14 protein-coding genes are annotated in these 12,222 nt (G+C 35.7%); 9 read left to right on the top strand and 5 right to left on the bottom strand.

Translation table 11 applies throughout. The features are described 5' to 3' along the window. Positions 1-165 precede the first annotated feature (165 nt). The 7 genes from LF887_RS21610 (at position 166) to guaB (ending at position 6,832) form a co-directional block, all read left to right on the top strand. Entirely contained in the window at positions 166-417 is a 252-nt protein-coding gene (locus LF887_RS21610) for a type B 50S ribosomal protein L31 (protein ID WP_236856318.1), read from the top strand. A gap of 521 nt (positions 418-938) precedes the next feature. Continuing rightward, positions 939-2,099: a putative sugar nucleotidyl transferase gene (locus LF887_RS21605; RefSeq protein WP_236856317.1), complete on the top strand. Its 1,161-nt coding sequence runs from the start codon at positions 939-941 to the stop codon at positions 2,097-2,099. 100 nt (positions 2,100-2,199) lie between these two features. After that, positions 2,200-2,709: an RNA polymerase sigma factor gene (locus LF887_RS21600; protein WP_236856316.1), complete on the top strand. Its 510-nt coding sequence runs from the start codon at positions 2,200-2,202 to the stop codon at positions 2,707-2,709. After that, positions 2,684-3,367, top strand: a complete 684-nt coding sequence (locus LF887_RS21595; RefSeq protein ID WP_236856315.1) for a hypothetical protein — start codon at positions 2,684-2,686, stop codon at positions 3,365-3,367. The genes LF887_RS21600 and LF887_RS21595 overlap by 26 nt, the downstream gene beginning before the upstream one ends. Before the next feature lie 16 nt (positions 3,368-3,383). After that, positions 3,384-4,670: a DUF4252 domain-containing protein gene (locus tag LF887_RS21590; RefSeq protein WP_236856314.1), complete on the top strand. Its 1,287-nt coding sequence runs from the start codon at positions 3,384-3,386 to the stop codon at positions 4,668-4,670. An 11-nt stretch (positions 4,671-4,681) separates the two neighbouring features. After that, complete coding sequence (locus LF887_RS21585) at positions 4,682-5,188, top strand: DUF4252 domain-containing protein (protein WP_236856313.1); 507 nt, start codon at positions 4,682-4,684, stop codon at positions 5,186-5,188. A gap of 183 nt (positions 5,189-5,371) precedes the next feature. Continuing rightward, on the top strand, positions 5,372-6,832 hold the full coding sequence (gene guaB, locus LF887_RS21580) for an IMP dehydrogenase (protein ID WP_236856312.1): 1,461 nt from the start codon (positions 5,372-5,374) through the stop codon (positions 6,830-6,832). 132 nt (positions 6,833-6,964) lie between these two features. Here the strand turns inward: guaB and LF887_RS21575 are convergent, their stop codons facing one another. The 5 genes from LF887_RS21575 to LF887_RS21555 form a co-directional block, all read right to left on the bottom strand. Further along, complete coding sequence (locus LF887_RS21575; protein ID WP_236856311.1) at positions 6,965-7,651, bottom strand: T9SS type A sorting domain-containing protein; 687 nt, start codon at positions 7,649-7,651, stop codon at positions 6,965-6,967. 5 nt (positions 7,652-7,656) lie between these two features. Continuing rightward, positions 7,657-8,250: a phage tail protein gene (locus LF887_RS21570; protein ID WP_236856310.1), complete on the bottom strand. Its 594-nt coding sequence runs from the start codon at positions 8,248-8,250 to the stop codon at positions 7,657-7,659. Between the two features lie 165 nt (positions 8,251-8,415). Continuing rightward, positions 8,416-9,486 (bottom strand): DUF4407 domain-containing protein, encoded by a 1,071-nt coding sequence (locus LF887_RS21565; RefSeq protein ID WP_236856309.1) that lies wholly within the window; start codon positions 9,484-9,486, stop codon positions 8,416-8,418. Between the two features lie 365 nt (positions 9,487-9,851). Beyond that, a complete protein-coding gene (gene ruvC / locus LF887_RS21560) occupies positions 9,852-10,406 on the bottom strand; it encodes a crossover junction endodeoxyribonuclease RuvC (RefSeq protein WP_236856308.1) in 555 nt (184 codons plus the stop codon). 119 nt (positions 10,407-10,525) lie between these two features. Further along, on the bottom strand, positions 10,526-11,053 hold the full coding sequence (locus tag LF887_RS21555; protein WP_236856307.1) for a 2'-5' RNA ligase family protein: 528 nt from the start codon (positions 11,051-11,053) through the stop codon (positions 10,526-10,528). Positions 11,054-11,134: 81 nt separating this feature from the next. Between LF887_RS21555 and LF887_RS21550 the strand changes: the two genes are divergently transcribed. Both LF887_RS21550 and LF887_RS21545 read left to right on the top strand, forming a co-directional pair. Continuing rightward, positions 11,135-11,458 (top strand): PadR family transcriptional regulator, encoded by a 324-nt coding sequence (locus LF887_RS21550; protein ID WP_236856306.1) that lies wholly within the window; start codon positions 11,135-11,137, stop codon positions 11,456-11,458. Next, positions 11,455-12,180 carry a hypothetical protein gene (locus LF887_RS21545; RefSeq protein WP_236856305.1) on the top strand — a complete coding sequence of 242 codons (726 nt, stop codon included), beginning with the start codon at positions 11,455-11,457 and terminating at the stop codon, positions 12,178-12,180. The genes LF887_RS21550 and LF887_RS21545 overlap by 4 nt, the downstream gene beginning before the upstream one ends. Positions 12,181-12,222: the final 42 nt, after the last annotated feature.

The raw sequence follows: 12,222 nt of genomic DNA, 5'->3' as shown, positions 1-12,222 counted from the left end.
TTTCCAAATTTAACGAAAATACTTTAATTTTCTTATCAATAAAAAAAATTGAATTCAGTATTTGGAAATTAGAAAAAATGTTGTACTTTTGCAACCTAAAATTAGCAGAGAAATATCCATTACTATTTCGAAAGCAAACCTTAAAATTTTTTTAAAAATAGTATTATGAAAAACGGAATCCACCCAGAAAATTATAGACTTGTTGTTTTCAAAGATATGAGTAACGACGAGGTGTTTCTTTGCAAGTCTACTGCAGAAACAAAAGACACTATCGAGTACGAAGGAAAGGAGTATCCTCTGATCAAAATGGAAATCTCTTCAAGTTCTCACCCATTCTACACTGGTAAAGTAAAACTAGTTGACACTGCAGGTAGAGTTGATAAGTTCATGAACAAATACAAAAAATTCGCTAAGTAATTTTTGTATAACTAAAATATGAAAGTCTTCCAATAATTTGGGAGACTTTTTTTATGATTTTATTTTCAGAGCTTTAGTCCTGTTTGGGAGCTTCATCCCGCTATCCACTCATACTCCTCGCGCCACACTTTTCCCTCTTCAAACCCTCCAAATTGCCATCTTTGCTGCGGGGTAACCGTTACTATCGGGGCTAAGGAGATCGATGATCAATACATTTTGTAACATAAAAATATGATCAGCGAAAGTGATTCTTTTGCAAACCTATATTTCCTTACTTTCTTAAGGTAAAACCTCAGCATCACTTACTCTTTACATTCTAAAAAAATTATTCAATGGTATTGTTCAGGATTTACTGAACCTTGACGTCTTGGTTTTTAATATTACCTCTCTATCCTGACTTCTCACATCTTTTCGTATTTTTGTTCAGATAGAATTAAAATCTGAAAATTCACCCCGGACGAAAAACTCCACTGGAACTTTCAGCATGTAATGCCTAACCTTTAATCTCTAATTTCTAAAAAATGCAATTAGTATTTTCAGACGCACAATATTGGGAAGACTTTCTTCCGCTTACTTTTACCCGCCCGGTGGCTGCCATGCGATGCGGAATCCTTACCTTCTCCGAGAGATGGCAGAAAATTCTGGAAAACACAGAAGTATCTTATTTCACGGAAATGTACCTTCAGGATAAATTTAAAAGCCCTGAGGATAAAGAAAGCCTTTTTCTGGTTCCGAATTTCCTTCCTACAGAAACTGTTATTCAGCAGATCAAAGACCTTAAACCGGGAGAAGCATTGGTTTATGAAGATGAACTGATCGCAGCTAAAATCAATATGAAAGGTTTTTCTCTGAATCAGATTGAAAAAATGACAGACATCAAAGAGGAGCTTATTTTCTTTAAAAAGCCAAAAGATCTATTTACATACAACATTCATGCAGTGGATTTTGATTTTGACCTGGTTACCAAAGGACGCACTTCACAGGAGCTGTCTTCAACCAATGGTTTTCTGGGAGATAAGAAAGATCTGTTTATAGAGGAAGGTGCGGAGATTGAGTTTTCAACATTGAATACCAAAACCGGAAAAATCTATATTGGTAAAAATGCTGAAGTAATGGAAGGCTGCCATCTTCGGGGACCTATTACCCTTGGAGAAGATTCTAAATTTAATCTGGGATCTAAAATCTATGGAGCAACTACTATCGGCCCTCACTGTAAAGTAGGAGGAGAGGTTAATAATATTATTATTTTTGGATATACAAGTAAAGGGCACGAAGGGTTTATCGGGAATTCTGTCATAGGAGAATGGTGTAATTTCGGTGCTGATACCAACTCTTCCAATCTTAAAAATAATTACAGCCACGTTAAACTCTGGAACTACAGAACAAAAGTTTTCGAAGATACAGGGTTACAGTTTGCAGGGCTGATCATGGGAGACCATTCGAAAACAGCAATCAATACACAATTGAATACCGGAACTGTGATTGGAGTAGCCTCTAATGTTTTCAAGCCAGGTTTTCCCCCAAATCTTGTGGAAAACTTTTCATGGGGAGGATTGAAAGATGATGAAAGATTCAAGCTTGATAAAGCTTATGAAGTGGCAGAGCGAGCCATGGCAAGAAGAAAAGTGGCTTTAACAGATCAGGATAAGGCTATTCTGAAACATATTTTTGATACGTATTAATCTATATAAAACAAAAACTTCAATTTTTTTTTGAAGTTTTTTTATTTTTGATGTAATAGATTGGAAACGGCAGTTGTCTTACCTATAAGAAACAAAACTCATGACCCACGAAACTTTCAAGGATACGGTGTTTATTCTCAAAGACGAGATGTATCGTTTTGCGAAGCGATTCGTCATGAGCAGTGATGAAGCGGAAGATGTAGTACAGGATCTCATGATGAAGTTTTGGCAAAAGAGAGATGAGCTTGGGCAGTTTGGGAATTTTAAGTCCTATGCGCTGAAGTCCGTCCGGAACGAATGCCTGAACCGGCTGAAGCATCACGATGTAAAGATCGGTTTTGCGGATATGCAGCTGCATCGCTCGGAGCTCTACAGTATGGAAGTTGATAACCTTAAGGAACATATTGTAGGATTTATCAATCAGCTCCCGGAAAAACAGAAAATGGTTATCCATTTGAAAGATGTAGAAGAGTATGATATTTCTGAAATTTCTGAAATGCTGGAAATGGAAGAAAATGCGGTAAGGGTAAACCTTATGCGGGCAAGACAAAAAGTAAAAGAACAAATCTCACAACTGATGAGCTATGAAAAAAGATCAATTACAAGATAAATACGACCAGATCTTCCAGAATATAAAGGAAGAAAAAATGGACTGGAGCTTTGAAGATTTTCTTCAAAAGGCAGAAGGTGAAGAAACGGATAAGAATGCCGCCCCGATTATTCCTCTGGAAGAAAAGAAAAAACCTTCTTTCCCCAAATGGTTCTGGATGGCAGCCAGTGTAATGCTGCTCTTTGGTATCGGATTTTTCCTTAATAATAAAGATTCCTATACAGGTGTTCAGGACAAAGAAAAGTTGGTGAAAGATGAAATCTTAAAGCAAAAGTCCGGATTTATAGAAGAAAACAGAGATCATCAGGAGCAGGTAGCAGTAAACCATACTGATTCTATTTCCGGCGTAAAAAAAGATTCTCTTTTTCAGGATAATCAGGTAGCGGAAAAAGATGTGATGGATCAGATTCTGCCAAAACGGGGAAGGCTGAAAAAGGAAGCTAAACCGCGGTATGTGAGCAATTCTTCGTACAACAACAAAAAAATAAGTGATTCTACAGCTTACAATGACTCGTATGTTACGGTAAACGGTAAAAGGATCAGCAGTGAAAAAGAAGCTATAGATGTTGCCAAATATTCCTTTATGAAACTGGGAAATGAATTCAAAAAAACGGTAGCTTCTTCTCAGAAAAACGAAAACATTGACAGTGAATACTAAAAATCAGATCAATCTCATGAAAAAAATATTTTTTATAATAGCCATAATTCTGAACAGTTTTGCAACTTATTCTGCACAGACTGATAAACTGAACCAGCTTTTTCAGGATTTTGAGAAAAATGGCGGAGTTACTTCTATCAATATTAAAAAGCCGATGTTTAAGCTTTTGAATACTATTGATGTTAACGATGCATATGTTGGGAAAATAAAACCTATCCTAAACGAAGTGGATGGTCTTAAGATTCTGATCATTCCCAAAGCGACCTTTCCGGACGGTTTGAAAGGAGAAAACGCTGAGAATATAAAGCTCAACGAACAGAGATCAGAGAAAGTTAACAGAGCATTGAAATCGCTGAATTTCAATGAGCTGATGTCAATGAACAGCGATGGAACTTCCATGAAGTTTCTGGCTGAAGACGAAAAAGATAACTATCTAGAAAATCTGGTTTTTAACGTTGATTCTAAAGAAGAGAATATTATTTTTATCCTCAACGGAAAAATGAAGATGTCCGATGTTAACAAGATTATTAACTCAAGTGATATTACAGCGAGTTCTGTGAAAACTTCTTTGACGAATGATCTGACTTCAGACAATACTTCTTCTTACCTGAATGGAGACAGCCGAAATGTAGGAGAATTCTCAAAAATAGATGTGAGTGTTGGGGTGAATGTGATTTATAAACAGGAAAATACAAAAAGCGTAAAAGTCATTGCTGATGCTGATAAGCTTCAGAATGTCATCACTAAAGTAGAAAACGGAGTTTTAAAGATTTATGTAGACAACAAAGGAGCACGAAATCTTAGGTTTAAAAATCTGAATGTCAATGTTTCTTCACCTAATCTGAATGGAATTAAAACATCTTCAGGAAGTACTTTCACAGCTATTAATTCTGTTGAAGAAAATAACATGCTGATTGAAGCAGAATCGGGATCTATTGTTAAAGGAAAATTTGATATCAGAAACGCAGTATCAGTTACCGTAAATTCTGGTTCAGTAGTGAAGGCTGAAGTGATAGTTCCGAAATTAGCATTGGATATCTCCAGTGGAGCAAGCGTTAATTTATCAGGGCAGGCAGCATCTGCGGTCATTGATATTAACAGTGGTGCTTCCTGTAAAGCAGATGATCTCAGAATTGGGACAGCAGTGGCTGAATCCACCTCAGGAGCAAGTCTTTCTTTGCTTGTGACAGATAAACTGAAGGTAAATGTCTCTTCAGGAGCTTCTGTGAAGCTAAAAGGTGATCCGGAACTGGATGCTAAAGTAGATAAAGTTTCAGGAGGGAGCTTTAAGCAAACCAAATAAAACCAAAGCCAATGAAAACTCTTAAAAACATTTTCCTTATTATATTGACCATAGGGGTGCTTCAATCCTGTGTTGTCTCAGAAAAACCGAATATAGATTTCTTCACGAATTCGAAATATGATTTCAAAGGAGTTAAATTTATGAGTATCAATGTTCCGACGGCTCTGGCCAAATCTTATATCAAGAAAGCTTTAAAAGAGGATCGCGAAAATGAAGAAACTATCAATCTGGTAAAAAAAGCCTCCAAAATTAAGGTTCTTACTGTAGCCAACGGAAGCGAGAAAATGATTAATGATTATAACCAATATCTAAGTGATAATCATTACGAAGAATGGGCTACCATTAAACACGAAGGCGATAATATCAATATTCGCGTAAAACAGGATGGTGAAACAATAAAAAATATGTTGATTACCGTAGGCTCAAAGCAAAAAGAATTGGTATTTGTGGATGTGAAAGGAAACTTTACCACCAGCGATATTTCAAAAATGATCAATTCTGTTTCTGTAAACAACTGATTAAAGCCTCCCCATAACGATAACAAGTAGTTTCGAATATATTAACTTTATTTTGTGATGAACCGTTCTTTTTAAAAGAACGGTTTTTTCGATTTAAGTTATTGATTATTAATTTTTATTTAAACTATTGAAAAGGATTTTTATATCTCGTCAAAATAACCTAATTTTGCAAAGAAAGTAAAGATGTCTATTCATAACAAAATTGTAGAGACAGCCATCACTTTCGATGACGTTCTTCTAGTCCCTTCTTATTCAGAAGTTTTACCTAACCAGGTATCATTAAAATCAAGACTTACCGACAAAATCACGCTGAATGTTCCGATAGTTTCCGCTGCTATGGACACCGTTACAGAAGCTGATCTGGCTATTGCATTAGCAAGAGTTGGAGGTTTAGGTTTTATCCACAAAAATATGACGATTGCTGAGCAGGCTGCACAAGTTAATCGTGTAAAGCGTTCCGAGAACGGAATGATCTCTGATCCTGTCACTCTTTCAAAAGATCATACTTTAGCTGAAGCTAAGGAAACAATGGCCAAATATAAAATTTCTGGTCTTCCTGTAGTAGATACTGATAATGTACTGATCGGGATCATTACCAACAGAGATGTAAAATATCAGGAAAACCTTGAAATGAAGGTTGAGGAGATCATGACGAAAGAAAATCTGATCACTTCTGATAAAAATACGAACCTTGAGAAAGCAAAGGAAATTCTTCTTAAAAGCAGAGTTGAAAAACTTCCGATTGTAGATCAGAATAACAAACTTGTAGGTTTAATCACGATTAAAGATATTGACAATCAGCTGGAGTATCCCAATTCAAATAAAGATCAAAAAGGTCGTCTTATCGTAGGAGCCGGAGTAGGTGTAGGAGAAGATACTATGGACAGAATTGCGGCGCTAGTGAATGCTGGTGTTGATATTGTGGCTATTGATTCTGCTCACGGACATTCTAAAGGGGTTTTGGATAAAATTTCAGAAATCAGAAGAACATATCCCGATCTGGATATTGTGGGAGGAAATATTGTAACGGCAGAAGCAGCAAAAGATCTAATTGAAGCAGGAGCTAATGTTCTAAAAGTAGGTGTGGGGCCAGGTTCTATCTGTACAACCCGTGTGGTTGCAGGAGTGGGAGTTCCTCAGTTATCTGCTATTTATAACGTTTATGAGTATGCTAAATCTCAAAATGTAACCGTGATTGCTGATGGAGGAATTAAACTTTCCGGAGATATTGTAAAAGCTATCGCTAGTGGAGCAGGAGCAGTAATGCTAGGTTCACTGTTAGCAGGTACAGATGAAGCCCCGGGAGAAGAAATTATTTTCCAGGGAAGAAAATTCAAATCTTATCAGGGAATGGGAAGCCTTTCTGCAATGAAAAGAGGTGGAAAAGAAAGATACTTCCAGAGTGAAGCTAAGAAATTCGTTCCGGAAGGAATTGAAGGAAGAGTGCCTCATAAAGGAAAATTAGAAGATGTGATTTTCCAGTTAACAGGAGGTTTAAGAGCGGGTATGGGATATTGTGGAGCTAAAGATATTGAAGTTTTACAAAAAGATTCCAAATTGGTAATGATCACAGGAAGCGGATTGAAAGAATCTCACCCGCATGATGTAATTATTACACAGGAAGCTCCAAACTATTCTTTATAAGAATTAAAAAATTAAAATATAAATGGGACTGTCTTAAAGTTAAGACAGTCCCATTTTTTATATTAATATTCAGTAGTAAAAAAGCTTCCGGAAATTCCGAAAGCTTACTGTAGTTTATTTGCTTAATAGGTTTTATTTTTTAAGAAATTTAAATTCATGCTGCTGAAGATTTTTGGTGGTAATCCTTAATATATAGACTCCGGAAGTAAGTTGTGAAACATCAATCTTCGAATCAAAGATTTCAGATTTCACAAGACGTCCGTCCACATTATAGATTTCAAGTGTCCGTCCGTTATTTATCCCTGAAATACGGATGAAATCAGAAACGGGGTTCGGAAAGATCTGTATTTTATTTTGGGTGAATTCTGAAGTTGCCAATGTTGTAGTTTGTACGTCACCTGTCATAGTAGAATTGGCAGCTGTAAGACTCCCTCCACATACTCCGGTAGTTACCGTAGTATTTTCAATCCATGTTCCAACACTGTTGTTTGGAGGTAAGGGAAGAGAATTATTTGATGTAGAGTTATAATAAATTAAATAAGGACTGGTAAATGTTCCGTTTCCTTCATCTGCAAGAAACTCCCATCTTGTAAGGGTATTGTTCCATTGAATTTTAAATTCGCAGGTTCCCAATCCACCACAAGGCTGCTGTCCGTCAATAGGCGTTGTTATATAGATGTTCTTGTTAAAAGCATCCACTCCGGTTTTATTAAAAACAAAGTTTTGATCATCAAACAGATTATGGCAGCCGTTAAAATTTATAGTCTGCGCAAAAACTGTATTTCCGATGATAAGACCCGCAAGGTAAAGAAGTTTCATAACGTTTAATTTTGTACTGGGTAAACTCCGGTCAATGAAATAATACATTTCAGAGTAATAAACGGAGGTCTGTTTTCATGAGGCTGGTTTCCTCCCGTGTTGCTTAGCATGGTACTTTTCATAGTAGTATCAGTTGGTGCATCAGAATATTCCTTATCAAGTACTTTGGTATTGGCAGGGAGACTGCCCGTAGGTACGTTTTGATTTCCTTCTGCTGTTACAGCATTTACAGTATGGTTGTGTGCCGGCATCTGTGTTATATTTAAAGTTACACTTTCAGTTCCTCCGGTCTGTCCCATTGTATAAGTTGTAGGCCCTCCGGGAGCCTGGCCATTATGAACAAGCATTCTTCCTCTCATATCAGGTAAGGCAAATGTAGTAGTGCCATTTCCTCCATAGGTGGTACCTAAGAGCGAAAATAGAGCTGTATTTTGAGAAATTGGAAGTAACTGTCCATTACATTCTGCCCAGTTTTTTGGAACAAACATATAGGGTACAAAAGCAATCTGACCTAAAAATGGTTCTGATGCCTGAGCTTTTAAGGAAGGAGCAAGTATACTGCATACCAGCAAGGTACATGCAAAAAATAAGTGTTTCATGATAAAAGAATTTATTTATGTAAAATTAGAAAATATTTTACATAAATAGTTTATTAAAAGAAAAAACCTTTCAAATATGATGAAAGGTTAGATTTTATTAATTAAAATTCGAAACTTTATAGATTTTTTCTCTAAACCTATTTAGGGGTCGTTTGCAATGATTCGCTAATTTTTTAAATTGTCTTTAAAATCTTCAATTCGGTGATCAGTCAAAGCATTTCCTTTTTCAATCTTTTCCTTTGCATACAGCTTGAAGTCATTTTCTGTTTTTTCTAAAAGATAATCATAAGGCCCTACATGAGAAATTAGTTTTACCAAAACGGGAGAGATCTCAAGACAGATAAAAAGTCCCATAATAAAGGTGGCAGCCAATCCTATTATTGCAGAATTTTTACCAAGCTCATCCAATGCCTGAAGCCTAGCCGCAAATCCATTGAATTTATCTTCAAATGTTTCTGTAGACTTTCTCTCTGTTTCCAGATTGGTGTATACCTTCGAAATTTCCCTATCTAAATATTCAAGCCTTGGTGCTGCCTGTTTCTGATAATTCTCAAGATCTTGTCTGCGTTGTTCTTTTAATTCCTGTTTACGTTTAGCGTTCGGCCCGTAACCTTCTTTTCCACTGGTTAGCCCGGACTGTTTTCCTAATATTTCCTTTTCAAGTTCTACTGATGCAGAGTCATATGACTTCTGATACTGTGCTATCTTTCCGGATATCTGTTCTTTCTCAGTCTCAAAAGGGCCGCTCTGTTGTAGAATTCTTCCGCTCATTTCACCTTGCAGCTGCTTTTTATTCCGTTGGATAATGGTATTCAGCTGTTTATTGACTTCCTTTTCAAAGATTTTAAGCTCTAAAGGCTTAGAAATGATAATTCCTAAGAATGTAGCTAAAATTAAGCGGGGGATGGCCATGAGAATTTGATTCCACCATGTTCCTGTCTTTTTTATAGAAGAAACAATGTACCGGTCAAGATTAAAAATCATTAATCCCCACAGAACTCCAAAACCAGCTGCAATCCAGATATCATCAAATACAGTATACATAGCATAACCTGCCGACAGTGTAGCAAACACTGCTGTGAAAAGTACAATTCCTCCAATTCCTGCAAATTTATTCCATTCACTCGGAGTCTTTCTTAAAATATGGATGTTCCCGCCGGAACACACCATGAGAAACTTTTGGAACCAATTTATTCTGTGAGTTCCTTGATTTATAGTTTGTTGGTTTGTTTTCATACCTGAAAATTTATACAAATGTACTACTAAAAATCATACCAATGTAAAAGATAGTATTATGTTTTGCCAAGTAATTGTTTCCCAGTATTTATTTTCTTTCTAAAATATGAGTGTTTTACTATATTTTCTTTGAAAAAAGTAAGTGAAGGATTAGAAGGTGTTACAGATTTATCAATATAAATTTATCCAAAGACAAGAGTGAGCAATTGAAAATGAGACTTTAAAGAAAAAGTCAACCCCAAAATCAAATAGAATTTTCCACATATGATTGTGGTGTATTGCAGATAAGATCCATCGCAATTGAGGTGGGTCTTATCTTTTATAAAGCAATATTACTTTTCTTTATATAATTTTAAAATTTTTTTTTATTTCAATCTATCCGGATTCTGCTTCAGAAAGCTATCCCATCCGGAATACGACTTGGTATCAGCTATGGTTCCGGAATTAAAATGATGACATACCGCAACGGCAAGTCCATCGGAAGCATCTAAATATTTGGTGGGAAATTCTTTTAGATTAAGAAGATTTTTAAGCATTCCTGCAACCTGTTCTTTACTGGCATTTCCGTTTCCGGTGATGGCCATTTTGATCTTCTTTGGAGAATATTCTGTAATGGGAACATTTCTATAAAGACTGGCAGCCATAGCAACTCCCTGAGCACGTCCAAGCTTTAGCATACTCTGAACGTTTTTTCCAAAGAAGGGCGCTTCTAAAGCAACTTCATCGGGATGGAACTCATCAATTAAAGATAAAGTTCTTTCAAAAATATATTTGAGCTTTGTTTCGTGGTTGGGGTATTTCTTTAAGATCAGTTCATGGATGGATACCATCTCCATTTTACCTTTTTTAACGGAGATAATACCAAATCCCATGATCGTTGTTCCCGGGTCAATACCTAAAATTATTTTCTCTGAAATCATTGCCTCAAAGATAGGGCTTTCTAAGTTTTTTAAGAATGAAAAAATATAGGAAATACTTTTCACCCTTATTCAGTAAATTATAAATAGGCTAAAACCTTTTATGCTAGTCAATTGTATTTTTATGATAGCTCCAGTTTTTTCTCTGCAATGGAAATCCATTTTCCATCGTGGCGTAAAAGAGAAATCTTATCAACTATAAATTTAGTTTTGTATTCTTTGAATTTGTATTTTTCCCACGCCTTAAGGTAGTGTTCCCATGTGAGATCCCTATATCCTACGGTAATGTGTGGATGAAAAGAATAGGTAATGAAATTGAATTGTTGGTTTACCCGATGATACAGTTCTGTTAAATTCAGGTTATTCTGTGGCTCTACAAAAATCACGGGATTTTTTGGATTAGGAAAACTGCCAAAGCCATTTAGTTCAACTTCAAAAGGAAGAACTCCGGTATTGATTTTTTGAAATGCTGTCAGAACATCATCTTCAAGTTCAAATTCTCTTGAAAAAGGAGGGAATAGAGTAATATGGGCATCATTTTTCAAAGCTTTGGAGTTTCCATATTCCATTGCAAGGTCTTTTTTAAAGACTTTTATTTCTTCAATAATTTCCTCGGGAGGATAAATCGCTATGAAATAGAGCTTTTTCATATAACAATTTAAAAATTTTTAAACTAATTTTTAATACATAAGAAAATTATGCATATGTTTGCAATGTATTAAAATCATTTCATGAAAAAGAATAGTCTTTATAAAGGTACTTTACAGAATATTATTTTGAAATTGCTTTCAAAAGAGGCGAAGATGTACGGATACCAGATTACACAAAGAGCAAAAGAACTTACGGAAGGGGAACTTGAAATGACGGAAGGAGCATTGTATCCGTTATTGCACAAACTGGAGGGTGACGGAATAATTACTTCGGAAATACAAAAGATCAATGGCCGTGACCGTAAATATTATCTGTTGACTGAAAAAGGTAAAAAACAACAGGCAGAACAGGAGAGTGAAATGAAAAGTTATCTTGTCAATCTGCAAACCATCTTTAGCATATGATCAGCGAAGTACAGGAAGGGAGAATTACAGATTATCTTGTTTCTCAAAATCTTTCACTCGATATTCTCATAGAGATCAGAGATCATATGATTCAGCAGATCATAGACGTCCAGATTGAACTTAATCTTAATTTTGAGGAAGCCTTTACGAGAGTAAAAGAGTCCTGGAGCGGAGAGTTTAAAATGGTCAGTTATCAATTGTTTTTCCCGATGAAGATTCCATTATTGGCCAGGAGAATTATAAAAGAAAAATATAATACTTTTCTTAAAAAATCCTTAATGATCGCGTTGCTGTCGTTTGGGGTTAATCTGATGCTGATTTCTATGGCCAAAAGTGAATATGAGTATACGATTTTTTTCAGACTGCTTAATGGTGCCTTTTTATTGGCTGCAGGAAGTGCATGGATCTTAAATTTTAAGATCTGGAAATACATGAGAGCCGATTTTAAATATAAAGGGAAATGCTTTTATACCATGTATCAGCAGAATATAAGCTTAATGGTTATTTGCAGCCTTTCTATGATGCAGGTTGAAATGAAGAATGGCAATTACGTGTATCAGTTCTTTAAAGAACATAATCACAGTGAAATTTTACCGGTACTGCTCACTTTACTTATCCCTTTTATATTACAGGCAGGAGTTGTTTTTACCCTGTTCAATTTTTCTGAGCACAAAAAGAATCTGGTGAAAATGCAGAATTTTCTGACATCATCCGCTCAATAACAATAAGCAATACATTCAAATATAATTATATCAAAAATTATT

This window comes from Chryseobacterium sp. MEBOG06, assembly GCF_021869765.1.
In the GTDB taxonomy this organism is placed as follows: domain Bacteria; phylum Bacteroidota; class Bacteroidia; order Flavobacteriales; family Weeksellaceae; genus Chryseobacterium.
Note: the sequence above shows the minus strand (reverse complement) of the source record. Positions and strands in the feature narration are given on the sequence as shown.